The 24,539-nt window shown below is 68.6% G+C and carries 21 protein-coding genes and 4 tRNA genes; 19 read left to right on the top strand and 6 right to left on the bottom strand.

The genetic code is table 11. From position 1 onward, the window contains the following. Window positions 1–77: 77 nt before the first annotated feature. The 3 genes from AC4PWQ_RS02190 to AC4PWQ_RS02180 all read right to left on the bottom strand — a co-directional run bounded on the left by AC4PWQ_RS02190 (window position 78) and on the right by AC4PWQ_RS02180 (window position 371). Window positions 78–150, bottom strand: a tRNA-Phe gene (locus AC4PWQ_RS02190). Between the two features lie 46 nt (window positions 151–196). Next, window positions 197–270: transfer RNA gene (locus AC4PWQ_RS02185), tRNA-Asp, on the bottom strand. 28 nt (window positions 271–298) lie between these two features. After that, window positions 299–371: transfer RNA gene (locus AC4PWQ_RS02180), tRNA-Glu, on the bottom strand. 176 nt (window positions 372–547) lie between these two features. On the opposite strand from AC4PWQ_RS02180, the gene AC4PWQ_RS02175 reads away from it, so the two are divergent. From AC4PWQ_RS02175 to AC4PWQ_RS02145, 7 genes are all read left to right on the top strand, one after another. Beyond that, window positions 548–952 carry a metallopeptidase family protein gene (locus AC4PWQ_RS02175; protein ID WP_371177246.1) on the top strand — a complete coding sequence of 135 codons (405 nt, stop codon included), beginning with the start codon at window positions 548–550 and terminating at the stop codon, window positions 950–952. Window positions 953–1,081: 129 nt separating this feature from the next. Then, window positions 1,082–2,179, top strand: a complete 1,098-nt coding sequence (locus AC4PWQ_RS02170; protein ID WP_371177245.1) for a mechanosensitive ion channel family protein — start codon at window positions 1,082–1,084, stop codon at window positions 2,177–2,179. Between the two features lies 1 nt (window position 2,180). Further along, window positions 2,181–2,657, top strand: coding sequence for a peptide-methionine (R)-S-oxide reductase MsrB (gene msrB, locus AC4PWQ_RS02165; protein ID WP_371164137.1), 477 nt, complete (start codon window positions 2,181–2,183; stop codon window positions 2,655–2,657). A gap of 335 nt (window positions 2,658–2,992) precedes the next feature. Beyond that, window positions 2,993–3,952, top strand: a complete 960-nt coding sequence (locus AC4PWQ_RS02160) for a metal ABC transporter substrate-binding protein (RefSeq protein ID WP_492089647.1) — start codon at window positions 2,993–2,995, stop codon at window positions 3,950–3,952. Between the two features lie 130 nt (window positions 3,953–4,082). Then, window positions 4,083–4,934 carry a metal ABC transporter ATP-binding protein gene (locus tag AC4PWQ_RS02155; RefSeq protein WP_371164141.1) on the top strand — a complete coding sequence of 284 codons (852 nt, stop codon included), beginning with the start codon at window positions 4,083–4,085 and terminating at the stop codon, window positions 4,932–4,934. Further along, entirely contained in the window at window positions 4,935–5,921 is a 987-nt protein-coding gene (locus AC4PWQ_RS02150; protein ID WP_371164142.1) for a metal ABC transporter permease, read from the top strand. It abuts the gene before it with no gap. Beyond that, the gene (locus AC4PWQ_RS02145) at window positions 5,918–6,880 is read left to right on the top strand and encodes a metal ABC transporter permease (protein WP_492089646.1); all 963 of its coding nucleotides are present in this window, start codon (window positions 5,918–5,920) and stop codon (window positions 6,878–6,880) included. The genes AC4PWQ_RS02150 and AC4PWQ_RS02145 overlap by 4 nt, the downstream gene beginning before the upstream one ends. Window positions 6,881–7,102: 222 nt before the next feature. Here AC4PWQ_RS02145 and AC4PWQ_RS02140 read toward each other — a convergent pair whose 3' ends face one another. Further along, entirely contained in the window at window positions 7,103–7,777 is a 675-nt protein-coding gene (locus AC4PWQ_RS02140) for a metal-dependent transcriptional regulator (protein ID WP_371151455.1), read from the bottom strand. A 297-nt stretch (window positions 7,778–8,074) separates the two neighbouring features. On the opposite strand from AC4PWQ_RS02140, the gene AC4PWQ_RS02135 reads away from it, so the two are divergent. The 9 genes from AC4PWQ_RS02135 to pstB all read left to right on the top strand — a co-directional run bounded on the left by AC4PWQ_RS02135 (window position 8,075) and on the right by pstB (window position 19,081). Beyond that, window positions 8,075–8,539 carry a hypothetical protein gene (locus AC4PWQ_RS02135; RefSeq protein WP_492089645.1) on the top strand — a complete coding sequence of 155 codons (465 nt, stop codon included), beginning with the start codon at window positions 8,075–8,077 and terminating at the stop codon, window positions 8,537–8,539. Between the two features lie 562 nt (window positions 8,540–9,101). Beyond that, a tRNA-Lys gene (locus AC4PWQ_RS02130) sits at window positions 9,102–9,174 on the top strand. Window positions 9,175–10,331: 1,157 nt separating this feature from the next. Next, complete coding sequence (locus AC4PWQ_RS02125; RefSeq protein ID WP_492089644.1) at window positions 10,332–10,880, top strand: hypothetical protein; 549 nt, start codon at window positions 10,332–10,334, stop codon at window positions 10,878–10,880. A 153-nt stretch (window positions 10,881–11,033) separates the two neighbouring features. Then, window positions 11,034–13,598 carry an RNA degradosome polyphosphate kinase gene (locus AC4PWQ_RS02120; RefSeq protein WP_492089643.1) on the top strand — a complete coding sequence of 855 codons (2,565 nt, stop codon included), beginning with the start codon at window positions 11,034–11,036 and terminating at the stop codon, window positions 13,596–13,598. An 82-nt stretch (window positions 13,599–13,680) separates the two neighbouring features. Then, on the top strand, window positions 13,681–14,661 hold the full coding sequence (locus AC4PWQ_RS02115) for an NUDIX hydrolase (RefSeq protein WP_492089642.1): 981 nt from the start codon (window positions 13,681–13,683) through the stop codon (window positions 14,659–14,661). Between the two features lie 139 nt (window positions 14,662–14,800). Then, window positions 14,801–15,889: a phosphate ABC transporter substrate-binding protein PstS gene (pstS, locus tag AC4PWQ_RS02110; RefSeq protein WP_492089641.1), complete on the top strand. Its 1,089-nt coding sequence runs from the start codon at window positions 14,801–14,803 to the stop codon at window positions 15,887–15,889. Between the two features lie 147 nt (window positions 15,890–16,036). Further along, window positions 16,037–17,008 (top strand): phosphate ABC transporter permease subunit PstC, encoded by a 972-nt coding sequence (pstC, locus tag AC4PWQ_RS02105; protein ID WP_371151461.1) that lies wholly within the window; start codon window positions 16,037–16,039, stop codon window positions 17,006–17,008. Continuing rightward, on the top strand, window positions 17,005–18,054 hold the full coding sequence (gene pstA, locus AC4PWQ_RS02100; protein ID WP_371174552.1) for a phosphate ABC transporter permease PstA: 1,050 nt from the start codon (window positions 17,005–17,007) through the stop codon (window positions 18,052–18,054). Before pstC ends, pstA begins: the two co-directional genes overlap by 4 nt. A gap of 247 nt (window positions 18,055–18,301) precedes the next feature. Continuing rightward, window positions 18,302–19,081 (top strand): phosphate ABC transporter ATP-binding protein PstB, encoded by a 780-nt coding sequence (gene pstB, locus AC4PWQ_RS02095; protein ID WP_371151463.1) that lies wholly within the window; start codon window positions 18,302–18,304, stop codon window positions 19,079–19,081. A gap of 403 nt (window positions 19,082–19,484) precedes the next feature. Here the strand turns inward: pstB and AC4PWQ_RS02090 are convergent, their stop codons facing one another. Continuing rightward, window positions 19,485–20,543 carry an inorganic phosphate transporter gene (locus AC4PWQ_RS02090; protein WP_371153002.1) on the bottom strand — a complete coding sequence of 353 codons (1,059 nt, stop codon included), beginning with the start codon at window positions 20,541–20,543 and terminating at the stop codon, window positions 19,485–19,487. A 2-nt stretch (window positions 20,544–20,545) separates the two neighbouring features. Beyond that, window positions 20,546–21,166 carry a DUF47 domain-containing protein gene (locus AC4PWQ_RS02085; protein WP_371151464.1) on the bottom strand — a complete coding sequence of 207 codons (621 nt, stop codon included), beginning with the start codon at window positions 21,164–21,166 and terminating at the stop codon, window positions 20,546–20,548. Window positions 21,167–21,679: 513 nt separating this feature from the next. On the opposite strand from AC4PWQ_RS02085, the gene AC4PWQ_RS02080 reads away from it, so the two are divergent. The 3 genes from AC4PWQ_RS02080 to AC4PWQ_RS02070 all read left to right on the top strand — a co-directional run bounded on the left by AC4PWQ_RS02080 (window position 21,680) and on the right by AC4PWQ_RS02070 (window position 24,497). Then, a complete protein-coding gene (locus AC4PWQ_RS02080; RefSeq protein ID WP_492089640.1) occupies window positions 21,680–22,519 on the top strand; it encodes a hypothetical protein in 840 nt (279 codons plus the stop codon). 1,373 nt (window positions 22,520–23,892) lie between these two features. Then, on the top strand, window positions 23,893–24,357 hold the full coding sequence (locus tag AC4PWQ_RS02075; RefSeq protein WP_492089639.1) for a hypothetical protein: 465 nt from the start codon (window positions 23,893–23,895) through the stop codon (window positions 24,355–24,357). Continuing rightward, entirely contained in the window at window positions 24,354–24,497 is a 144-nt protein-coding gene (locus AC4PWQ_RS02070; protein WP_492089638.1) for a hypothetical protein, read from the top strand. The genes AC4PWQ_RS02075 and AC4PWQ_RS02070 overlap by 4 nt, the downstream gene beginning before the upstream one ends. The last annotated feature ends 42 nt before the right edge of the window (window positions 24,498–24,539 follow it).

Genomic DNA, 24,539 nt, shown 5'->3' with positions numbered 1-24,539 from the left:
GGCCGCCCCCGGCCCTCGTCCGCCCCCGGCCCCGCCCGCGAATACGAAAAAGCCCCGAGTTTCCTCGGGGCTGTTCGTGGCTCCGACCGGTGTCGATCCGGTGACCTTTCGATTTTCAGTCGAACGCTCTACCAACTGAGCTACAGAGCCTTAATGCTCCACAGCCCGGTGAAGTCACCGGGCAGTTTCGCATCCGCGACCCCGACGGGACTTGAACCCGCGACCTCCGCCGTGACAGGGCGGCGCGCTAACCAACTGCGCTACGGGGCCTTGTTGGTACAAGACCTTGACTCTGTCGTACCCCCAACGGGATTCGAACCCGTGCTACCGCCGTGAAAGGGCGGCGTCCTGGGCCGCTAGACGATGGGGGCCAGAGCCGCTCCGCCGGGCGAAGCGCCCTTTGGAACGTGGATTAGCTTAGAGGCAAAAGTTCCTGGAGGGCAAATCGTCTCCGGGTGAGACGGGACACAGGCGACTTTTGGCCTGAGATGGTCCGTTTGGGCGGGGTTTTCCGCGCCGGTGAGCTTGGGGGTGGGAGGATGGGGCGGTGATTGACGTGCCGGATGATGTGTTCGACGCCGCCGTCGAGGAGGCCTTGGAGCAGATCCCTGACGGGTTGCTGAGCAGGCTGGACAACGTGGTGGTGTTGGTGGAGGACGAGCCCACCGAGGAGCAGCTGGAGTCTGCCGAGCCGTTTTGGTGCGAGGAGTGCGGTGAGGAGCACGCCGATGACCTGCTTGGTCTCTACGAGGGCACGCCGCTGACGGAGCGTGGCGACTATTGGGGTGCGGGCGCGTTGCCGGATCGCATCACGATCTTCCGTGGCCCGCTTAAGCGCATGTGTGAGGATCGGGAGGAGTTGGTGGAGGAGATCGCGGTGACGGTGGTTCACGAGGTCGCCCACCATTTCGGCATCGAGGACGATCGCCTGCACGAGTTGGGGTGGGGGTAGTGGGCCGACGTTCCGCCCGCCGCCCCCTCTGCCCGCCCTGTTCGCTTGTCGGCGGGTAGGTCCCCTCGCGGCGCGGTCGGAACCGGCGCCTCCCGGGCGGTGGCGCTGGGCCGGACCTAGACTGGGCGCATGCCCGCCGCGATTCCGCTTCCCGTTTTTGCCGCAGATCTGGCTGTGTTTCGACTGCCCGCTTCGCTGCTGGAGTTCGGTTTGCCGATTCTGATTGGCACGGTGGTTGGCGCCGGCGTGGGCCTGGCCGTCTACATGGTGTGGAAGGTGGGCACGCTGCGGCGTCACCAGGCGGCGCCGTCGCGGCGGTTGCGCCTGCCGATGCTGCTGCTGGGCATGGCCGTGGGCGCGTTTGCGGTGTTGAACGTGACGCGGGCGGCGCGTCCGCTGGCGGTGGAGCCGCATTGGGTGGAGTTGGTCTCTCACTTCTTGCTGGTGTGCGCGATCGCGGTGGCGACCTGGCTGGTGGCGCGCCTGATCGTGCACGCGGAGCAGCGGGTGGTGGCGTTGAGTGTGGACGACCCGCTCACGGCCCGCCGGCGCACCACGCAGGCGCAGATGATTCGCCGGGTGGCGGTGGCGATTGTGAGCGTGGCTGGCACGGTGGCGATCATCATGACGTTCCCGGGGGCGCGCACGGCGATGACGTCGGTGCTCGCGTCGGCGGGTTTGATCTCGCTGGTGGCGGGCTTGGCGGCGCAGTCCAGTTTGGCGAACCTGTTCGCGGGCCTGCAGTTGGCGTTTACGAACGCGGTGCGGGTGGGGGACACGGTGACTATCGAGTCGAACACGGGCAAGGTGGAGGAGGTGACGCTGACCTACGTGGTGTTGTCCGTGTGGGACGGGCGCCACGTGGTGGTTCCCTCCACGCTGTTCATCAAGACGTTCTTCGAGACGCGGTCGCGGCACGGCGAGGACGGGATTGGGCAGGTGTTCGTGGACGTGGATTGGCGGGTGCCGGTTGAGCTGGTGCGCGCCGAGGCGCGTAGTTTCCTGGAGTCTTGCGAGTTGTGGGATGGCCGGGAGTGCGCGGTGGAGGTGACGGACGCCAAGGGCGGCAGCGTGGAGTTGCGCCTGCTGGTTTCGGCCGCGACGCCGGGCGACGTGTGGAAGCTGCGCTGCCAGTTGCGCGAGCACGTGGTGTCCTGGTTGCAGCAAAATGCCCCCACGAGTTTGCCGCGCACTCGCGTGGAGGGCGCGATTGAGAGGGAGAGCTGAAATGACTTTTGATTCTGTGTCCGACGACGCCTTGGCTGCCGCCCCCAACCCGGGGCCCGATTCTGGTGAGGCCGGGGAGGGGCAGGACTTTCCGGTCACGGAGGCGCAGTGGCGGGCCCGGTTGAGCCCGCTGGCCTACCACGTGCTGCGGGAGGCCGGCACTGAGCGGCCGCACACGGGCGAGCTGCTGCACGAGGACCGTGAGGGCACCTACTCTTGCGGCGGTTGCGGGGCCCAGCTGTTCGATTCGTTGACCAAGTTCGATTCGCACTGTGGTTGGCCGTCGTTCTACGCGCCGCTGGACGGCGGCGCGGTGAGGCTGTTGGAGGACCGCAGTCACGGGATGCTGCGCACGGAGGTGCGCTGCGCCCGGTGCGACTCTCACTTGGGGCACGTCTTCCCGGATGCCCCGCAGACTCCTACGGGTAACAGGTTCTGCATGAACTCTGTGTCGCTTCAGTTCAAGCCGCTGCAGTGAGGGCCGGCGGGACCCGCCGATGGGGGCGGGTTCCGGACGGGTTGATGCGGCTGGGAGCTGGCTGTGGGGCCGGCCCGCTTCGGCGGGCCGACCCCACCTTTATGTCGCGAACGTCAGCTCGGATCGCGCGCCGTGTGATTGTGCACACTGGACGCTTCGCGGCTCCGCGTGGCCTTCCCGCATTTTCTTGAGCAATGCCACGTTTTCCCTGTGCCTTTGTTCCCAAGCACCCCTCTTTGTGAGGACTATTCTCAACTCCGTAGCCCAGGTTAGGCTACGCTCACTGACTACGTCTCGCCGAACAATAAGTTACGGTGATGTCGAAAGGGGAACTTATGAAGTACGCAAGGCTCATGCGCGGCGCCGTTGCCGTTGCTGCTGGCTCTGCCCTCCTGCTGGCCGGCTGCAGCGCCAAGAGCGACCAGAAGCCGGCTGCCGACGGCGGCGCCGCTTCCGAGAGCCTGGACGTCTTTGCCACCACCGGCTACCTGGCCGACGCGGTGAAGAACATCGCGCCCGACGCCAACATCACCACGATGGTCGGCCCCGGTGGCGACCCGCACACCTACCAGCCCACCACCAAGGACCTGGAGACCATGCAGGCCGCAGACCTGACCGTGTGGACCGGTCTGCACATGGAGGCCCAGATGCTGGACCAGCTGGAGGGCCTGGGCGACAAGCAGATCGCCGTCGGCGAGATGCTGCCCAAGGAGAACCTGCTGGACTGGCCCGAAACCGACGACAAGGGCAACCCGCTGCACGACCCGCACATCTGGAACTCCCCGGACAACTGGATCCTGGTCACCGGCTACATCGCCGACAAGCTCGCCGAGGTGGACCCGGCCAACGGCGAGACCTACAAGGCCAACGCCAAGAAGTACCAGGACGAGATCGCCACGGCCAAGGCCGACGCCGAGAAGGCCTTCGAGGGCCTGGCCACCCGCGTGCTGGTCACCGGCCACGACGCCTTCAACTACCTGGGCGCCTCCTTCAACCTGGAGATCCACGCCACCGACTTCGTCTCCTCTGAGGCACAGCTCTCCGCTGCGGACATCGACGCGCTGGCCAAGATGGTCGCGGAGAAGAAGGTGCCCGTCATCTTCCAGGACAACCTGGCCAACCCCCAGGCCATCCAGCACCTGCAGGAAGCCGTGAAGAAGGCGGGCTGGGACGTCCAGATCAGCGACAAGGAGCTGTTCGCTGACTCCCTGGGCGCCGAGGAAGGCGTTGACACCTACCTGGGCGTCTTCAAGCACAACGTCGACGCAATCGTGGAGGCGCTGGGCGGAAAGTGAGGCCGCTCAGCGACGGGTAAGCGGGGCCCTCGGGCCCTCCAACCCCCGCGCGGCCACCCTTGTTGGAGGGGGGTGGCCGCGCGGCTCCGGCGCAACAGCGCCAACACCCCTCCACCGAAGGAGGATGGAAGTGTCCAACACGTCCGCTACCACTGGGGGCCGCGCGGTAGACGCGACGGCCGCTGCGGCCAACGTCGTCCAATCCGGCTCCCCGGCCGCCACGCCGCCCAGCGAGGCCATCGCCTGCAAGGTGCGCGGCCTCACCGCCGCCTACCACAGCGCGCCGGTGCTCACAGACATCGACCTGGACGTCCCCACGGGCGTGATCATGGGCGTGGTTGGCCCCAACGGCGCCGGCAAGTCCACCCTCCTCAAGTGCATCCTGGGCCTGCTCACCCCGGTGCGCGGCGAGGTCGAGTTCTTCGGCAAGCCGCTTTCCACCGTGCGCTCCCGCGTGGCCTACATGCCGCAGGCCGCCAGCGTCGACTGGGACTTCCCGGCCACCGTCCTGGACGTGGTCACCATGGGCACCTACGCCAGCCTGGGCCTGCTGAAGTGGCCCGGCCGCAAACAGAAGGACGCCGCCCGCAAGGCGCTAGAGACGGTCGGCATGAGCGAGTTCGCCGGCCGCCAGATCGGCCAGCTCAGCGGCGGCCAGCGCCAGCGCGTCTTCCTGGCGCGTGCCCTGGTGCAGGAGCCCGACCTGTACTGCATGGACGAGCCCTTCGCCGGTATCGACGCCAAGAGCCAGGGCGCGATCCTGGACGTGCTGCGCAGCCTGCGCGAGCAGGGCAAGACCGTCATCCTGGTCCACCACGACCTGGCCACCGTGGGCCAGTACTGCGACCACGTGGCGCTGCTCAACCGCCGCCTGATCGCCTCGGGCACCACCGCCCAGGCCTTCACCCGCGAGGCCATCCAGGCCGCCTACGAGGTTCCGGCCCTGGACGAGTCCTTCCTCTCCTTCGCGGTGGGCGAGTAAATGAGCATCGCCGAATTCCTGGCCTCCTACACCTTCCGGATGGTGCTGCTGGGCACCACCGTGATCGGTGTGGTTGCAGGCGCGCTGGGCTGCTTCGCCTACCTGCGCAAGCAGTCCCTCATCTCCGACGTGGTCAGCCACTCCGCCCTGCCCGGCACGCTGGGTGCCTTCCTGGTGGCCGTGGCCCTGGACCTGGACGGCCGCAACCTGGTCACCCTGACCGTTGGTGCGGTGGTGGCCGGCACCCTGGCCGCCGTGTTGACCAACTACATTCGCAGCCACTCCAAGCTGCCCATCGACGCCGCCATGGTGGTGGTGCTGACGGTGTTCTTCGGCATCGGCATGGTCATGATGCGGATCATCACCAACGGCCGCTACAAGGGCAAGGGCGGCATCCAGGACTACCTGTTCGGCAACGCCTCCCACCTCACCCAGGCCGACCTGATCACCTCCCTGGTGGTGGGCGGCATCGCCCTGGCGATCATGCTGGCGCTGTTCAAGGAGTTCTCGCTGCGGGCGTTCGACTCCGCCCACGCCACCGTCATCGGCCTGAAGGGCAAGTGGCTGGACCTGGCCCTCTTCGCCGCGATCGTGGCCGCCACCGTGATCGGCGTGAAGGCCGTGGGACTGGTGCTGATGGTGGCCTTCGTGGTCATGCCGCCGGCCACCGCCCGCCAGTGGACCAACTCTCTGCCCTCCATGGTCGTCCTGTCCGCCTTCCTGGGCGGTCTGGGCAGCGCGATCGGCGCCTACGTCTCCGTCTCCGCCGGCAACGTCCCCACCGGCCCGGTGATCGTGGTGGTCCTGTCCGTGTTCTTCCTGTTCTCCCTGCTGGCCGCGCCGCGCCGTGGCCTGGTGGCCCGCTGGATCGCCCGCAACCAGCTGCGCCGCCGGAGGGACGACGTTGCCGCCCGCCCCGCCGCGCCCATCCCGGCCGGTGCGATGGCGGCCGCAGGGGAGCGAGCTGAGGGGAAGGCAAGGCTATGAGCTACACGACCGGCGTACTCCTGCTGGCCATCGTCACGGCCCTGGCGGCCTCGCTGCCCGGCGTCTTCGTGGTGCTGCGCCGCGAATCCATGCTGGTGGACGCGATTGCGCACGCCGTGTTCCCCGGCATCGTGGTGGGCTTCTACTTCACCCACGACCTGGACTCCCCGCTGCTGGTGGCCGGCGCGGCCCTGGCCGGCCTGGCCGTGGTGCTGGGCAGCGACTGGCTCACCCGCACCCGACTAGTCACGGGCGACGCCCCGCAGGGCCTGCTCTTCCCGGCGCTGTTCAGTGGCGGCGTGATCCTGGTGACCTCCGACTTCGCGCACATTCACCTAGACGTGCACGCGGTGCTGGTGGGAGACCTGAACCTGGCGGCCTTCAAGCACGTGTTCGTCAACGGGCAGAGCATCGGCCCCGAGTACCTCTACGTCATGCTGGGCGTGCTGGCGATCAACGCGATCGCGATCGCCCTGCTGCTGCCGCGCCTGAAGGTGGCGACCTTCGACAGCGAGTTCGCCCGCGTGGCCGGGCTGCGCACCGGCATGCTCGGCACGGTCTTCATGTTCCTGGTGGCCGTCACCGTCACCGCCGCGTTCAACGCGGCCGGCGCGATCCTGATCCTGGCCCTGGTGGTCATCCCGGCCGCCGTGGCCGCCCTGCTCACCAAGCGCCTGGGGTCGATGATCCTGGTGACGCTGCTCGTGGCCGGGCTGGGCGCCTGGGCCGGCTTCGAGATGGCGTACTCGCTGAACGTCGCCACCTCTGCGGGCATGAGCGTGTTCTACGGCGTCATCTTTGCCATCGCGTTCGGGTCGGTGCAGGTGCGCAACTGGTGGCGCCGCAGGCGGCTCCACGGCCAGCTGGGCCAGGAGGAAACCGCCCAGGCTGCGGGCGCCGGGGGTGCTGGCGCCGCGGGTGCCGGGGCCGCCGCAGTGGCGCGCGCGGCGCGCGCCTAGGTTTCGCAGAACGTAGGGCCGGGGGCCGGGCGGATCATCCGCCCGGCCCCCGGCGGCGTTTTCGAGTCGATAGGTGGTGCGCCCCGAGGCGCGCAGGGAGCTGAGTGGCACGGTCCAGCGGGCCAAACGCGTCAGCGGCCCGCCCCCGAGGTACACCGAGAGCACGCGAGCCTGCAGCCGCAGCCCCAGCTGCGGCCCCGGCCACGCTCAGATACCAGCTCCCTATCCGAGCGGAGAGACGAAGATCGACTCCAGCAACGGCTTGCCCAGGGGGAGCGGCTCGCGTCCCTCCGTCGCCAGGATGGCGGTGCCGGAGAAGGGCGGGCCGTCGGAGGCCGTCACCACGGTCCCAACGCCAATCCCGTTGGTGCTCAAATGGCGCAGGGCGGCGGCGTCGTCGTCCGAAATGCGCTCCACGCGCACCGGCGTCCCAAACTCGACCTCGCTCAGCGAGACCGCCTCCAGCGAGGGCAGGGTGCCGTCGGCGGAGGGGATGGGATCGCCGTGCGGGTCGCGCACCGGGTGACCCAGCGCGGCGTCGATCCGCTCGATGAACAGGTCGCTCACCGCGTGCTCCAGGGCCTCGGCCTCGTCGTGCACCTCATCCCACGTGTAACCCAACTGCCACACCAAGTAGGACTCCAGCAGCCGGTGCCGGCGCACCATCTCCACCGCGTAGCGCCGCCCCAGCGGGGTAAGCGTGATCGCGCCGTAGGGGGCGTGACGCACCAGCCCCAACGCGGCGAGCTTACGCACCGCGTCAGAGGTCGACGACAAGCGCACCTGCACGCGCGCCGCGATAGCGGACGTGGTCACGGGATCGTCGCTCCACTCCTGAAGGGACCAAATGGCCTTCAGGTAGTTCTGGAAGCTGCTAGAAAGATCCGAAACCGGCATAGGTTCAACGTAGCACTAGCCGCTAGTGTTGCTCTCGCCGAAGCCACGACCTGGAAGCGGGCGGATTCGCGCGATTCGCGCGCAGCCGCGCGTCTGGCAGGGCCCCGCCGGAGGAGCCCGCGTGCAGCGCGGTCCACGCGCGTGTAACGGGGTGCGTCTGGGGGTAGTCGGGGCATTCGCGGTTAACGGCGGCGTTTGCGGTTTGCGGTAGGGCATTCGCGGTTAGCGCGGTGCGTTCCCGGCAGGCGCCCGTCCCGGCGGCGGCAGACCCCCCGACCACCCGAAGGAGGCACAGCAATGGAACAGGTAGAGCCCCAAGGCATCGAGCACGTCGTGGAAATCCCGCCGCCCGTCCTGCCCGCGCCAGGCGAGGTCGCCGAGCGGGGCGCGCCTTGGCAAGGCGGGGTGCAGGGCGCGGCTGTTCAGGGCGGGGTGCAGGGCGCGGCTGTTCAGGGCGCCGACTCGGGAGAGCGCGATTCTCTACCGGAAGAACGAAAGGACGGGGAGGGCGGGCAGCCTGGAAGCGACACCGGGGACCTCCTAGCCCAGGGAGCCTGGGGGATCCCGGCCGCGAGCGGAGCCGAGCTACTGCCGGATCCCGCCGCCGCGAACTCCGCGCGGGAACAGGACCAGGAGCGACGGCGCGCCGCCGGTGAAGCCGGGGCCCGCAGCGGCGACTTCTTCTACAAGCCGGGCTTCTGGCTGGCCGTGGCGGTGGCGGCCGGCGCAATGGCCGTATTCCTGGTGGCGAGCAACCTCTAACCAGCTTTGGGGAGGCGGCGGCCAACGCCCCGGTGGTGGGAGACGGGGATGCTCCCGAGTGCGCGCCGGGTGCGTGCCCGGCGCGGGTCCAATTGAGGATTGGTCAGCGATCACGTCCCGTGAGGTTCCGTGTGTCTGCATACTGCGGGTCCAATTGAGGATTGGTCATCGGTAACGTCCCGTGAGGCTTCGAGAGTCTGGCTAGTGCGGGTTAAACCGACTTTGCGGTGCGCTGAGCCGGCTCCGGGGCGGGTGCCTGCCTAGTGCGGGTCCAACCTTTGCAGTGTCAGGGGGGCCGCTGTGTGGAGGCGCCGCCGGCGACGGGCGGCCACTGATCAAATACGCGGTTGGGGTGCTCGTCCCCGAGTTCGCGCCTGCCGGGCATTTGTTACGCGCTGGGTGTGACCGCCGGCGGCGGGGGTGGCGTCGGGTGGCGGGTGTGTCTCTTAACGTGGTGGCGACCTGCCTGGCTGAGAGCCGACTCCAGGTTGGGTTGTGCGCGGGCCGTAGGCCTAGGGCGGCTTTGCGGCTACACTGTTCCCTTGGTTTCACCAGCCAACAAGCCCCTATAGCTCAGTCGGTAGAGCAGCGTCCTTTTAAGTCGTGGGTCGTAGGTTCGAGTCCTACTGGGGGCACCGGAAGAAGTCCCGGGAATTCGCCAAGGATTCCCGGGACTTCGCTCGTCTCTCCGTCCGCCCCTGGCTACGCGCGCAGGTGGCATGCCCGGCCGGGCGCAACCGGGTTCGCGGCAATCGCCGCCGGGGCCGCCGATGCCGACCCGGCCCGAGCGGGCCCGCCCCGACCATGCCCAGCGCCCGGCCGAGTCAGACCCGGCCTTGCCCAGCGCCCGGCCGAGTCCGACCTGGCCGAGTCCGACCCGGCCTTGCCCAGCGCCCGGCTGCGAGCTACTGCCGAAGGGTTCTTGCGCAAACGATTGAGGGGATAGTGCACCTCTCGTAGGGTTGGTGCACCTCTCGTGGGTTTAGTGAACCAGTCGTAGGCTTACCCGGTCGGGTAACCCCTCAATAGGTGCACCAAAAGCTCCAGAGGTGCACCAAAGGCTCAATAGGTCGATTAACCCCACAATCGTTTGCGCAACCCCGGCCGGTCCGCTCCCCGGATCGGGCCGTGCACACGAATGGCGGGTGGGGCGGGGCGGCCGGTGGAACGTCGTCCATGGTGGGTACTGGGCCGCGCGGCGAAGTAGCCACCGGTCCGCACGGCAAGCGCTGGAGCCGGTCAGGCACATGCGCGGGCGGCGGAAGACCATCGAGCGGGCGCACATGGAGGAGGATGCCGGTCGGGCATATGCGCGGGCGGGGGAAGACCGCTCGAAGGGCCGAGGCTGGCTGCCGACTCCGGGGCATTGCGCGAGCGGTTGAGCCTTTGTTGCAGCTTTCGAGCCTTTCTTGCAGCGCCTGAGCCTTTGGGCGACCTGTTGAGGCGTTAATCGGCGTCGTAGCGCCACAAGAGGTGCAAGAAAGCTACAACCGGTGCAACAAAGGCTCAACGAGAACAACAAAGGCCCGACCGTTTGCGCACATCGGCCCAGCCCCGGGCGCGCGGTCGACCGGGCCCGGCTGCGGTCGAAGCTCTGGTGGAGGTGTCCGTGGGGGAGGTGGTGTTGGGGGTGGAGGAGGAGAGCAAGCCGCCCGGGCCCGGCAGCGGCGCGTGCGAACCGCCCTTTTTCCCTGACCGGCTGCGAGTTCGCGTGGGAGGGGTCACAATTGAGGGGAGGAGTGCGCGGCCAGCCCGGCCGCCCGCCCCTTGCCCGACCAGAAGGAGGCCAACGATGACCGAGCCCATGCGGCCCCGCCGCCCCGCGATCCTTGAGCCTGCCGACGCGGAGGCGATCCGCGGCGAGGAAGACCCGGCCCTGGTTGCCGAGGCCGCCGCGCTCTCCGCCGCCGCCACGATCAACGCCTGCCTGCTGCCCACGGACATCTCCGACGACGCCCGCGAGCTGCTGGACCACGCCGGGGACGCCGGGTTGAGTGCCCTGGCGGCGTTGTGGGCGCAGTCGCCCGCCTCCACCACACCGGGCACGCTGTGGCGCCTCTACCTGCTGCACGAGTGGTGGCAGTCGGCGCCCGAGCGCGTCGGCCAGGCCACTCGCAGCGTCGGCATCGACCCGTCCAGCGTCTTCGTGCAGCTGACCTCGCTGTTCAGCGCCGGCGCCCCCAGCTTCCCGGCCGTCCTGCGTGCGTGCGCCCACCTCACCGAGGCGCTCAGCACCCTGGACCAGGATGCCCTGCCGCCGCTGCCGCTGCTGAGCATCCCGGCGCTGGCACAGGACCTTGCCCGCGCCTCCCAGCTGCAGTCTCGCGGCGCCCTGGAATAGGCCGGCCCCTCGAATAGACCGGCCCCGGGAATGGGCCAGTCCCTGGAATAGGCCGGCTGGCGCGGTGGGATAGCCAACTCATCCCGGTTGGCTGTCCCACCACACGCCCACCTTCTTCACCTTCTCTTTACTTCTGCCTGGAACGATAAGCACATGGACACTCAGGATCCCCAGCCCGCTCAGCCCTACACGATCGAGCCCGCCGATCCCAAGGACTTCCTCACGGGTGAGGAAGTGGTGGACTACGAGGACAAGGACTTCGGCTCCGAGTCCGGCCTGATTCACCGACCCACGCCGCGAGACCTCTTCCCGCGCGGCGTCGTCTCGCCCGTCACCGTGGCAGCGGCCCCCACGCGTCCCGTCACCGTGGCAGCGGCCCCCGCGCGTCCGGCCCCCGCCGGGCAGGCCGTGGTGGCCGACGTCCCGCCTGCCGCCCCCTCCGCTGCGGCCAGTAGCGGTGCGGCCGGGGAGAAGGGGAAGGTGGGCGGAACGTCGGACAAGGAGGAGAAGAAGGAGGCCAAGGCGGAGAAGAAGGCCGCCAAGCGGGCCGAGCCGGAGCTGCCCACCAGCGACAAGAAGCCCAAGCACTTCCCGGACCGCTTCGCCAACCGGGAGCTCTCATGGCTGGCGTTCAACAAGCGCGTGCTGGAGCAGGCGGCGGACCACGACCTGCCGCTGCTGGAGCGGGCCTGGTTCCTCACCATCTTCTCCTCCAACCTGGACGAGTTCTACATGGTGCGGGTGGCCGGCCTGAAGCGTCGGATCGCCACGAACATCGCCACCCCCACCCACGGGGTCTCCCCGCGCCAACAACTGGACGCCATCACGGAGCGGGCCCAGGCCCTCACGGCCGAGCACGCCGAGCTCTACCACAGCGACATCAAGCCGGCCCTGGCCCGCGAAGGGATCGTGCTGACCAGCATCGACCAGCTGGACGCCACCGAGCACGAGCGCCTGCAGCTCTACTTCCGCAAGCAGGTGTTCCCGGTGCTCACGCCCCTGGCGGTGGACCCGTCCCACCCCTTCCCCTACATCTCCGGCCTCTCGCTCAACCTGGCCGTGATCCTGCGCAATCCGCGCTCCGGCAAGGAACACTTTGCGCGCGTGAAGGTGCCGCAGTCCCTGCCCCGCTTCGTGGAGGTTGACCCCGCCCACCTGCTGCGCGGCGAGGACGCGGCCCTGGAGGTCAGGGAGTCCGGCGCGGTCCCGCTGGAGGAGCAGGTGGCATTCGTGCCGCTGGAGCAGCTGATCGCCGCCCACCTGGACCACCTGTTCCCGGGCATGGAGATCGTGGAGCACCACGCCTTCCGCGTCACCCGCAACGAGGACGTGGAAGTGGAGGAGGACGACGCGGAGAACCTGCTCACCGCCATGGAGAAGGAGCTGATGCGGCGCCGCTTTGGCCCCGCAGTGCGCCTGGAGGTGGAGGACACCATCAGCCCGTACGTGCGCTCCTTCCTGGTCTCCCGGCTGGGCATCCGCCCCGAGGACACCTTTGTGCTGCCCGCCCCGCTGGACCTGCGCGGGCTGAACCAGATCCACGACCTGGACATCGCGCGCCTGAAGTACCAGCCCTACGTGCCGGTCACCCCGAAGGGGATCGCCCCGGTGGAGTCCGCCCGGCCGGGGGACGTGTTCGCCGCCATCCGGGAGCGCGACGTGCTGCTGCACCACCCCTACGACTCCTTCGCCACCTCGGTGCAGCACTTCATCGCCACCGCGGCCGCCGACCCCAAGGTGCTGGCGATCAAGCAGACGCTCTACCGCACCTCCGGTGACTCGCCGATCGTGGACGCCCTGATCGAGGCGGCCCGCGCCGGCAAGCAGGTGGTGGCCATCGTGGAGATCAAGGCCCGCTTCGACGAGGAGGCCAACATCTCCTGGGCCCGCAAGCTCGAGCGGGCCGGGGTGCACGTGGTCTACGGCATGGTGGGCCTCAAGACGCACTGCAAGCTCTCCCTGGTGGTGCGCCACGAGGGCGAGGTGCTGCGCCGCTACTGCCACGTGGGCACCGGCAACTACCACCCCAAGACCGCGCGCGGCTACGAGGACCTGGGCCTGCTCACCTGCGACACGGACGTGGCGCAGGACCTCACGCGCCTGTTCAACCAGCTCTCCGGCTACGCCCCCAGGGCCAAGTTCCACCGGCTCCTGGTGGCGCCGCTATCGGTGCGCCCCGGCCTGGTGGAGCGCATCGACCGGGAGATCGCCAACAAGAAGGCCGGCCTGCTCGCCTGGATCCGCATCAAGGTCAACTCCGTGGTGGACGAGGTGGTGATCGACGCCCTCTACCGCGCCTCCCAGGCCGGAGTGCCCGTGGAGGTGGTGGTGCGCGGCATCTGCGCCATCCGCGCCGGAATCCCCGGGCTGAGTGAGAACATCCGGGTGCGCTCCATCCTGGGGCGCTACCTGGAGCACTCGCGCATCTACGCCTTCGCCAACGGCGGCGAGACCGAGGTGTGGATCGGCTCGGCCGACCTGATGCACCGCAACCTCGACCGCCGCGTCGAGGCGCTGGTGCGCATCACCGAGCCCGGGCAGGTCAAGTACCTGGCCGGCCTGGTCAAGCGGGAGGCGGCGGACACCACCGCGTCCTGGCACCTGGAGGCCGACGGCACCTGGAAGCGCCACAGCCGCGACGCCAAGGGCAAGCCACTGGACGACATCCAGGTGCTGCTGATGGAAAACGCCCGCAAGCGGGTGGCGGCCAAGCGATAGGCTAGGCACTCCGCCCGCCGGCGGGCATACCCGGCGGGCGGAAGACAGCCTCCCCGGACCGTCCCCTAACCAAAGGAGCGCCATGTCTGCCAAGCCAGTCGACGTCCACGCTGCCGGAGCCGTGATCTGGCGCGTGCGCCGAGGCAAGCTGGAAGTGGTGGTGGTCCACCGGGCCAAGTGGAACGACTGGGGCCTGCCCAAGGGCAAGCTGGAACCCGGCGAGGGACTAGCCGAGTGCGCGGTGCGGGAGGTGGCCGAGGAGACCGGCCTGCTGGTCCAGCTGGGGCAGCGCCTGGAGCCCGTGCGCTACCAGCTGGGCGACGGGCGCTGGAAGCAGTCCACCTACTGGGTGGCCCGCGAGGTGGGGGAGGACCACCCCGCCCTCAACGGCCGCACCGTGCCGCTGCGCGCCCCCAAGAGCGAGATCGACAAGGTCGAGTGGCTCACCGTGAAGGAAGCCAAGGCCCGCCTGACCTACCCCCACGACCGGGACCGCCTGGACGAGGTGGCCGACCTCTACGCCGACGACCGCCTGGACACCTGGACCCTGGTGATCGCCCGCCACGCCCGCGCCGTCAAACGGCACGCCTGGAAGCCCGGCACCGAGCACGACCGCCCGCTGACCAAGGCGGGCCGCGAGCAGACCCGGGCGCTGGTGCCCCTGCTCTCCGCCTTCGGGATCCGCAACCTGATCTCCTCCCCGTGGGAGCGGTGCGCGGCCACCCTGGCCCCCTACGCCAAGACCACCGGCATCCCCATCGACTTTCGCGCGGAACTCACCGAGGCCGCCCATAAGGAACGTAGCGCCCCCGTGGCGCGCCTTGTCAGGGCCCAGATCCTGCGCCGCGACGAGCCCTTCGCCCTGTGCACCCACCGCCCGGTGCTGCCCACCGTCCTCGACGAGGTGCTGGACAAGGCGCCCGGGCGGGTGCGCCGCTCCCTGCGCCTGGAAGACCCCTACCTGCGCCCCGGCGAATGCCTGGTGCTGCACATGGTGCGCCGCAAGCGCGGCGCCGTGGTGGTTGCCGCCGAGTACCTGCGCGCCGGCAAGGTCAAGCGCTAGCCCAGATGTGAGGAGCGCCTAAAGCCGTTAACCCTCCGTTAACCGGCAAGGAGCGCACCGGTCAGATAGCGGCCCTAGCTTGGGGAGCAGGCCAGGCAACAACAGAGCCTGGCCGCTACCCGACAGGATGGAAGCTAACGTGACCCTCAACCGTCGCCTGGCCGCAGCGGCAGCCCTCAGCGCGTTGACGCTGGGCCTGGCCGCCTGCGGAGCCTCCACCCGCCCCGCCGACGGCAGTCTGCACGCAGACATCTCCGGCGCGGGAGCCTCCTCCCAGGGCAAGGCCCAAGAGGCCTGGTTCGACACGTTCATGGTGGCAAACGACCACGTCATCATCACCTACAACCCGGTCGGCTCCGGCGGCGGCCGCCAACAGTTCATGGCCGGCGCCGTGGACTTCACCGGCTCCGACGCCCCCCTCAAGCCCAGCGAACTGGACCGGGCCAGGGCGCGCTGCCTGGGCACGGAGGCGCTCGAGCTGCCCCTCTACATCTCCCCGATCGCGGTGTTCTACAACGTGCCCGGCTTCGCGGCAGACAATCACATCAACATGTCCCCGGACGTGATCGCCGACGTCTTCAACGGCACCATCACCAGCTGGGACGACGCCCGCATCGCCGCCCTCAACCCCGGTGCCGCCCTGCCGAAGCTGAAGATCGTGCCCGTGCACCGCTCCGACGAGTCCGGCACCACCAAGAACTTCCAGGCATACCTGGCCAAGGTGGCGCCCACCCAGTGGCCCCACAAGGCGGAGGAGACCTGGCCCATCGAGGGCGGCCAGTCCGGCGACGGCACCTCCGGCATGGTCGCCACCGTGGCCGCCGCGAGCGGAGCCATCGGGTACGCCGACGCCTCCCGCGTCACCCCCGAACTCGGCACCGTCGCGGTCGGGGCCGACGGCCACTTCACCCCCTTCACCGCGCAGGCCGCCGCAGCGACCATCGACGCCTCCGAACTGGCCGACGACGCCACCGACCTGCGCCTGGTCTACGACCTGCGCACCGACGTGCCGGGCACCTACCCGATCGTCCTGGTCTCATACCTCATCGCCTGCTCCCGGTACGAAGACCCGGACGTGGCCGCCACCGTCAAGGCATACCTCGCCTTCATCGCCTCCGAGGAAGGCCAACAGATCGCCGCAGACCCGACCGTGGCCGGCGCCGCCCCCATCTCGCCCGTCCTGCGCGCCAAGGTCGATGCAGCCATCGCCCAGATAGTCACCGACTAGCCCCGGCCCCGCACCGGCCCGGTCCGCCGCGAGGAAACCGGCGAAACCGCACCGGTAAGGGCGCACAAAGGCCGCGCTGAGCGGGGCAGCACCCCGGCAGCGTCGGACACCACCAGACCACAACGCAGCAAACAGCAAGGAGAACGCATGGCAGCCGAACAGGCGCCAAACGTCGCCAGCCAACTGGGCAAGAAGGCCCCAGGGCGCGTCGGAAACCAACTGTTCGCGGGAATCTCATACTCCGCCGGCATCGTCATCATGATCGTGCTGGCGGCAGTGGCCGGCTTCCTGCTGTGGAGCTCCTGGGACGCGCTGACCGCAGACCGGCAGGCCCTGGCAGAGGTCGGGTTCATGCGCGGCAAGAGCTTCTGGGCCTACGTGGCCCCGCTCGTCTTCGGCACCCTCCTGGCCGCCGCCCTCGCCCTGCTCATCGCCGTGCCGCTCTCCACCGGCGTGGCCCTGTTCATCTCCCACTACGCCCCGCGCCGCCTAGCGCAGGCGCTCGGCTACCTGGTGGACCTGCTGGCCGCCATCCCCTCCGTCATCTACGGCCTGTGGGGCTTCCTGTGGCTGCGCCCGCTCATGGAACCCGTCTACCAGTGGCTCACCGACAACCTGGGATTCATCCCCCTGTTTGCGGGCTACTCCGCCCCCGGCAAGAACATCCTCACCGGCGGGCTGGTGCTGGCGGTCATGATCCTGCCCATCATCACCGCCACCATGCGAGAAGTCTTCCTGCAAACCCCGCGCCTCCAAGAGGAAGCCTCCCTGGCGCTCGGCGCCACCCGCTTCGAGATGATCCGCCAGACCGTGCTGCCCTTCGGGCGTTCCGGCATGATCTCCGCCTCCATGCTCGGACTCGGGCGCGCACTGGGTGAAACCATGGCCGTGCTGATGATCCTCTCCCCGGGCGCCTTCATCAACCTCAACATCCTCCAGGCCGGGCAGCACCAGACCATCGCCGCGAACATCGCCGCCCAGTTCCGCGAGGCATTCGGCTTGTCCCGCTCCGTCCTGTTCGCCTCCGGCCTGGTCTTGTTCGTCCTCACCTTCGCCGTCAACATGCTGGCCCGCTGGATCATCGCGCGCCGCGCCGAGTTCTCTGGAGCAAACGCATGAGCGCCGCCGTGCTGACCGAATCGACCATGAAGCCTAGGCGCCTGCCCAAGTGGACCTGGGCGGCGGTGGCCGGTGCCAGCGCCGCCACAGTCGGGCTCGGGGCGCTCGCCGCCGGCGGGCTCAACCCGCTCGCCGCGCTCGCCCTGACCGGGCTGCTCTACCTGGTGGTCATGACCGGCGCCTCCTGGATCGTCGAGGGCCGCCGGTGGGGCACCAACACGCTCGTCACCACCCTCGTGGTCTTCGCGTTCATCGCCGTGATGATCCCCCTGGTCTCCCTGGTATGGACCGTGGCCGCCGACGGCATCAAGGCCCTGTCCTGGGACTTCTTCACCGAGGACATGAAGGGCGTGCGCGGCGGCGAAGCCCCCGGCGTCGGCCACGCCATCCTGGGCACCCTGTGGGTCACCCTGCTGGCCTCCGCCATCTCCGTGCCGCTCGGCATCCTCACCGCCGTCTACCTGGTCGAGTACGGGCGCGGCTGGGTGGCCCGCACCGTCACCTTCCTCACCGACGTCATGACGGGCATCCCCTCCATCGTGGCCGGCCTGTTCGCCTTCACCCTGATCTCGCTGCTGTTCGGGCCGCGCTACCAGTCCGCCGCCATCGGCGCCATCGCCCTCTCCCTGCTGATGACCCCGGTGGTGATCCGCTCCGTGGAGGAAATGCTGCGCCTAGTGCCAAACGACCTGCGCGAGGCCGCCTACGCCCTCGGCGTGCCCAAGTGGCTCACCATCATCAAGGTCGTGCTGCGCACCGCAGTTGCCGGCATCACCACCGGCGTCATGATCGCCGTGGCCCGTGTGATCGGCGAGACCGCGCCCCTGCTGCTGACCGTCAAACTCGCCACCGCCTACAACCTCAACCCCTTCGACGGTGCCATGGCCACCCTGCCCGTCTTCGTCTACGACCGCTACAACAAGGGCCAGGCCGACGACCTCGCCCTCGCCTGGGGTGGCGCCCTCACCCTGATCATCATCGTCATGCTGCTAAACCTCGTGGCACGCCTGATTTCCCGCGCCTTCTCACCCAAGGGCGCCCGGTGATGAGGCCGCTTCCGGTGGCCGACGTCGCCGCCCCGGCCGCCTCGCGAACCGCGCTGTTGCTCGGGGCGGCCGGCGGGGCGTCGGCCAATTCGCACGCCGCGCTGCTGCACGGAGCGCTGTTTCTCGGGGCGGCCGGCGGGGCGTCGGCCCCAGCGTCAGGTCGGTGTGCGGCCGCGCGCGCGTGCAGGCCAGTGCCCCAACCCCCACGTTCCCCCCACCCCGCATCGTCCCGAAAGGCGAAGTAACAATGTCCAAGCGAATCGACGTTCGAGGCGAGAACATCTACTACGGCAACTTCCTGGCCGTGAAGGACGTCAACATCTCCATCGAGCCACGCCACGTCACCGCCCTGATTGGCCCGTCCGGCTGCGGCAAATCCACCTTCCTGCGCACCCTGAACCGGATGCACGAGGTCATCCCCGGCGCGCGCGTGGAGGGCGAGGTGATCGTGGACGGAATCAACCTCTACGACCCGTCAGTGGATGCCGTGCAGGTGCGCCGCACCATCGGGATGGTCTTCCAGCGGCCCAACCCCTTCCCCACCATGTCCATCGCGGACAACGTGCTGGCCGGCGCCAAGCTCAACAATCGCCGCATGCGCAAGTCCGAGGCAGAGGAGCTGGTGGAAACCTCCCTGCGCGGGGCCAACCTGTGGAACGAGGTCAAGGACCGCCTGGACCGGCCCGGCTCCTCGCTGTCCGGCGGGCAGCAGCAGCGCCTGTGTATCGCGCGCGCCATCGCGGTCAAGCCCGAGGTGCTGCTGATGGATGAGCCCTGCTCCGCGCTGGATCCGATCTCCACTCTCGCGATCGAGGACCTGATCCACGAGCTGAAGGAGAACTACACGATAGTGATCGTCACCCACAACATGCAGCAGGCCGCGCGCGTCTCCGGCACCACCGGGTTCTTCAACCTGGAGGCCACGGGCAAGCCGGGGCAGCTGGTGGAGGTGGGGCCCACCGACGTCATGTTCTCCAACCCCTCCAACAAGGCCACCGAGGACTACATCTCGGGTCGCTTCGGCTGATCCGTGCGGCGGGGGCTGCGTGCGCAACCCGTTGAGGGCTTAGTGCTCCTATTGCGCGGTTGGTGCACCAGTTGAGGGGTTGGTGGACCTCTTGAGGGGTTACCCGGGCGGGTAGCCCCTCAACTGGTCGCGTAACCCTACAACCGGAGCGCTAAGCCCTCGAAGGGTCGCAGAAGCCCACAACCGGTTGCGCAGGTCCCACGCCGCCCGGGGCGGTGCGGAGCGCGGGTACCGAGGGAAGCGGGGCCCGGAGCGGCGGTGTGTGGCGCGGGTGCGAGAGCCCAAGGGTGGCGCGGAAGAGCCCGGGTTTTGCCGCAGAGAGCAGTTGGTCCCCGCAGGTGAAACCTGCGGGGACCAACCACATCAGCTACCGGCATACCCCAGGCATTTGGGAGCGGCCCAGTCAGACCGCGAGCGTGTTGGCCAGGATCCAGTAGAGACCGGCGGCCACCGCAGCGGAGGCCGGGATAGTCAGCACCCAGGCCATCGCGATGTTTCCGGCCACACCCCAACGCACGGCGGACAGGCGGCGCGTGGCGCCCACGCCCATGATGCCGGCGGTGATCGTGTGGGTGGTGGAGACGGGGGCGTGGAACACGTAGGCGGCGGTGTAGAGAACACCGGAGGCCACGCCCTCGGCCACGAAGCCGCGGGCCGGGTCCAGCTCGATCACCTTGCGGCCCAGCGTGCGCATGATGCGCCAGCCACCCGCGTAGGTACCGGCGGAGATCGCCAGCGCAGCAGCGATCTTCACCCACAGCGGCACCACGATCTCACCGGAGGCGTCGAACACCTGGTGGTGGTGGCCGTAGCCGCCCGCGATCAGGGCCATCACGATGACACCCATGGTCTTCTGCGCGTCCTGCAGGCCGTGGCCCAGCGCCATGGCGGCCGCAGAGATGGTCTGCAGCACCCGGAAGCGCTTGTTGGTCTTGTGGTAGGGCAGGTTGCGCACCAGCCACAGCACCAGCACCATCACGAAGTAGGCCAGCAGGAAACCGATCAGCGGCGAGGCCACCATCGGCACAACGACCTTCCAGAAGATGCCATTCCAGTGCACCTGCGTGGCGCTAGCCAGACCAGCACCGACCAGGCCACCGATCAGGGCGTGGGAGGAGGAGGACGGCAGGCCGTACCACCAGGTGATCATGTTCCACACGATCGCGCCCACCAGGGCGGCCAGGATGATCGCCAAACCGTGCACTTGCATCATCGGATCGGCGTCGGCTGTGAAGTGTTTGACGTCGATGATGCCGTCACCGATGGTCTTGGCGACCTCCGTGCCCAGCAGCGCACCGATCACGTTCATGACCGCAGCCATCAACAGTGCCGCGCGGGGCGTCAAAGCCCGCGTGGAAACCGAGGTGGCGATAGCGTTCGCGGCGTCGTGGAATCCGTTGGTGTAGTCGAAGACAAGCGCCAAAACGATGACGGTAACGACCAGCACCAGGGCTAGGTTCAGCATCACGCTTCCTTAAGTGCGATCGTCTCCACCACGTGCGCGAACTTCTCGAAGGAGTCGATGGCGGCCTCGAGCGCGCAGGTGACCTCCTTGAGCTTGATCAGCTCGATGGGGTCCTTCTCGTTCTCGAACAGGTTGCCGACGCACTTGCGGTAGACGCGGTCGCCCGCGTTCTCCAGGCGGTTGATCTCCATCCAGTACTCGCGCAGGTTGGAGGGGGTGCGCAGGTTGGGCAGCACCTCCGTCGTGATCTCCGCGCACTTCTCCACCAGGGAGACCTGCTCCACCAGCTCGGCGGGGACGCGGGAAACCTTGTAGAGGTAGAAGAACTCACCGGCCTCGTCGATCAGGTCCACGCAGTCGTCCAGCGTGGTGGCCAGGTCGGCCAGGTCGTCGCGGTCCAGCGGGGTGACGAACGTGGAATTCATGCGCTCGAACACGGCGTGAATCGCGTCGTCCGCGCCGTGCTCGGCCTCGTGCAGGGCGTCCATGAGCGCCTCGCGCTCGTGCATGTCCGCCGAGATCAGTTTCGACAGCGCAGCTGCTGCGGCAGTCAGGTGAGTTCCCACCTGGGCGTAGAGGTCAAAAAGGTGGCCGTTGGTGGGCGTTGGGCGCAATCGCACCGGAGTCTCCTTATCGCGGCATCGGGTTAACGAGCGATAGCCAAACCGGGAACGGTCGGTCCGCGCTCTCAGTATGCACCCTGGCGAGCGTGCTAAGGGAGCCCGGTTGTCCCGTGCGGCCGCGATGGAGGCGCAAGCGCGAGCGGCGAGCGGCGCATTTGGCTCTAAGCCAGGGACTTTTGGCACGTTGCTGGCCGGAGGGGGAGGGGATTGAGATTCGCCACGTTGGGTGCCCACCCGCGCCGGGACCCCTCCGGGTGGCCGGAATGAGAAAACCGCCGGAACCGCGCCGGTTCGGGGCGCATTTCCAGCGGAGGGAGCTATGGGGACGCCGGGCCGGAAGGCGCCTGTCGGCGCGTATGCCGCTCGAAGCGGCTCTAGTTGGAGCCCGGGGCTTTCGCGGCCCGACGTCACCCCAAGTGTAACCCATCACCCAAGCCGCGCTCGCGGATTGTGTGATTCAGCTCGCACCGATGGTTGGGCTGGGTTGCCCCCTATGGGACGATTGCAGGCGTGACCTCCCAATCAGCCTCCCTAGACCCGGCAGATCGCACCACCGCCCGCGGCCAGAGCGGCACCGCCGGTACGCCCACCGCCCCCCTTGGTGGGCCCCAGGTGGACGACGTTGCCCCCGCCCTCCCCCTCGCTGCGGCAGGCGGCGGGGCGGCGCTGGCAGGCGGAGGGGCGGCGGAGGCGTCGTCGGACACCAAGGAAAGTCAGGGGGGCGTGCACGTGACGGTGGAGCGGCCGCGACTACGGGCGGCAAACGTCAGCCGTCTAGCCAGCGACGCCACCAGCCTCGAAGCGAACTTCGGCACGCGCCCGGGGGTGACCATCGCGCTGGTTTCGGCCGCGATCGCGCTGGCCTTCGCCTATATCTCCACGCGCCTGCCGCAGCGAATGGAGGCCTACCCGACCTTCGCGCTGCTGGCATCGCTGGCCTACGGCTGGCCCTCGCTCATCGGCATCCCCAGCCGGCGCGGCGGCCCACTGGTCATCGCGTTCTCCGGGCTTTCGGCCATCATCCTGCTGCAGCTCACCGGCAACTACGCGTGGAGCGTGGTGGTGATGGGCTTCGCGCTCATCGCGGCGTTCATCCACCAGATGGCGCGCGAGGGTGGCCGGCCCGGCCTGGTGGAGTCGGTGGCGGGGATCGTCACCGGTGCGCTCATCGCGCTGGCGGGCACCGGCTGGCTAGCGTTGACGACGTCGGCGGCCATGCTGCCCTTCGTTGGGGTGGGCGGGATCAGCCTGGCGGCGGCCGGCCTGGCCACCGCGATCCCCAACGAAGGGCAGCATGGCCGCCAACGTCGTTGCAACGGCCTGGCCGGCCGGTGCCCGCCAGCGCGATGAGCGCGCCGGTGACGATCCCCGCCACCGACTCACCAGGCCGGGCCGGGCCACCCTCGCGCGCCATCTGGTGGATGAACGCCGCGATGAGCGCGAAGCCCATCACCACCGCGCTCCACGCGTAGGACTGCCGGTGAGCTGCAGCAGGATGATGGCCGAAAGCCCGGAGAACGCGATGACCAGTGGGCCGCCGCGCCGGCTGGGGATGCCGATGAGCGAGGGCCAGCCGTAGGCCAGCGATGCCAGCAGCGCGAAGGTCAGGTCCCTATTCCGTTCGGCCTGCGGCAGGCGCGTCGGAGATATAGGCGAAGGCCAGCGCGATCGCGGCCGAAACCAGCGCGATGGTCACCCCCGGGCGCGTGCCGAAGTTCGCTTCGAGGCTGGTGGCGTCGCTGGCTAGAAGACGGCTAGAGTTTGCCGCCCGTAGTCGCGGCCGCTCCAGCCGTTGCCCCCTGACTTTCCTTGGTGTCCGACGACGCCTCCGCCGCCCCCCTCCGCCTGCCAGCGCCGCCGCCGCCTGCCGCAGCGAGGGGGAGGGCGGGGGCAACGTCGTCCACCTGGGGCCCACCAAGGGGGGCAGTGGGGCGTACCGGCGGTGCCGCTCTGGCCGCGGGCGGTGGTGCCCGATCCCCGGTCTGGGAGGGTCTCATTGGGAGGTCACGCCTGCAATCGTCCCATAGGGGCGACCCAGCCCGACCGGTCGTTGCGAGCCAATCGCACGAATCCGCGAGCGCTAGGGTTACAGGTTTCATCGGCACTGAAACCTCGGCTCCAACTAGAGCCGCTTCGAGCGGCATACGCGCCGACAGGCGCCTTCCAGCAGGCATCCCCCATAGCTCCTGCCGCTGGAAATGCGCCCGAACCGGCGCGGTTCCGGCGGTTTCTAGTTCCGCAGCCCGGAAGAGCAGGGTCACACCAATATGGGCGAATCTCAAATGCCCCCTCCCCCTCCGGCCAGAACGAGTATTCAAGGTCCTCACTCTTAGAGCCAAATGCGCCGCTCGCCGCTCGCGCTTGCGCCTCGTGGCAGGCTCGGGCTCCCTTAGCACGCTCGCCAGGCTGCGGTTTTGTACTGAGAGCACAGACCGACCGTTCCCGGTTTGGCTATCGCTGGTTAAACCAATGCCGCGATAAGGATTCCGGTGCGATTGCGCCCAACGCCCACCAACGGCCACCTTTGCCCAGGTGGGAACTCACCTCGAGCTCCGCAGCAGCTGCGCTGTCGAAACTGGGTTTCTGGCGGACATGCACGAGCGCGAGGCGTCGTCGACACCCTTCGGCAAAGACCACGCAGCGACGCGATTCACGCCGTGTTCGGACGGCATGAATTCCACCGTTCGTCACCCCCCGCTGGACCACGACGACAGGCGCTCTGCGTGGACCTGATCGACGAGGCCGGTGAGTTCTTCTACCTCTACAAGGTTTCCGCGTCCCCGCCGATGACACGTCTCCCATGCGCGGATGTCACGACGGAGGTATTCCCAACCTGCGCACCCCTCCAACCTGCGCGAGAGTACTGGATGAATCGACCCGCCTGGAGAACGCGGGCGACCGCGTCTACCGCAAGTGCATCCATTCTGTTCGAGAACGAGAAAAAGGTCCCCATCGAGCTGATCAAGCTCAAGGAGGTCACCTGCGCGCTCGAGGCCGCCATCGACTCCTTCGAGAAGTTCGCGCGTGCTGATCGGCGCTTAAGGAAGCGTGATGCTGAACCTAGCCCTGGTGCTCGTCGTTCCCGTCATCGTTTTGGCGCTTGTCTTCGACTACACCAACGGATTCCCCGACGCTCCCACGCGGGCTTTGACGCCCCGCGCGGCACTGTTGATGGCTGCGGTGATTGAACGTGATCGGTGCACTGCTGGCGGTCGCCGAGACCATCGGTGACGGCATCATCGACGTCAAACACTTCACAGCCGACGCCGATCCGATGATGCGAGTGGCCTCTCGTCCTCCACCGCCCTGGTGGGCGCGATGGTTCTGAATGTGAAGCGGCGCCTGAAAAACGTCTATGGGTCCAGAATAT

The organism is Buchananella sp. 103232, assembly GCF_058725725.1.
This window is presented reverse-complemented; position numbering and strand designations above follow the sequence as displayed.

What these genes read in the sequence shown, in the direction of transcription:
- AC4PWQ_RS02170 (WP_371177245.1), top strand. Translation starts at nt 1,082, where the DNA reads ATGCCCGCCGCGATTCCGCTTCCCGTTTTTGCCGCAGATCTGGCTGTG.
- msrB (WP_371164137.1), top strand. Translation starts at nt 2,181, where the DNA reads ATGACTTTTGATTCTGTGTCCGACGACGCCTTGGCTGCCGCCCCCAAC.
- AC4PWQ_RS02160 (WP_492089647.1), top strand. Translation starts at nt 2,993, where the DNA reads ATGAAGTACGCAAGGCTCATGCGCGGCGCCGTTGCCGTTGCTGCTGGC.
- AC4PWQ_RS02150 (WP_371164142.1), top strand. Translation starts at nt 4,935, where the DNA reads ATGAGCATCGCCGAATTCCTGGCCTCCTACACCTTCCGGATGGTGCTG.
- AC4PWQ_RS02145 (WP_492089646.1), top strand. Translation starts at nt 5,918, where the DNA reads ATGAGCTACACGACCGGCGTACTCCTGCTGGCCATCGTCACGGCCCTG.
- AC4PWQ_RS02140 (WP_371151455.1), bottom strand. Translation starts at nt 7,777, where the DNA reads ATGCCGGTTTCGGATCTTTCTAGCAGCTTCCAGAACTACCTGAAGGCC.
- AC4PWQ_RS02135 (WP_492089645.1), top strand. Translation starts at nt 8,075, where the DNA reads ATGGAACAGGTAGAGCCCCAAGGCATCGAGCACGTCGTGGAAATCCCG.
- AC4PWQ_RS02125 (WP_492089644.1), top strand. Translation starts at nt 10,332, where the DNA reads ATGACCGAGCCCATGCGGCCCCGCCGCCCCGCGATCCTTGAGCCTGCC.
- AC4PWQ_RS02120 (WP_492089643.1), top strand. Translation starts at nt 11,034, where the DNA reads ATGGACACTCAGGATCCCCAGCCCGCTCAGCCCTACACGATCGAGCCC.
- AC4PWQ_RS02115 (WP_492089642.1), top strand. Translation starts at nt 13,681, where the DNA reads ATGTCTGCCAAGCCAGTCGACGTCCACGCTGCCGGAGCCGTGATCTGG.
- pstC (WP_371151461.1), top strand. Translation starts at nt 16,037, where the DNA reads ATGGCAGCCGAACAGGCGCCAAACGTCGCCAGCCAACTGGGCAAGAAG.
- pstA (WP_371174552.1), top strand. Translation starts at nt 17,005, where the DNA reads ATGAGCGCCGCCGTGCTGACCGAATCGACCATGAAGCCTAGGCGCCTG.
- pstB (WP_371151463.1), top strand. Translation starts at nt 18,302, where the DNA reads ATGTCCAAGCGAATCGACGTTCGAGGCGAGAACATCTACTACGGCAAC.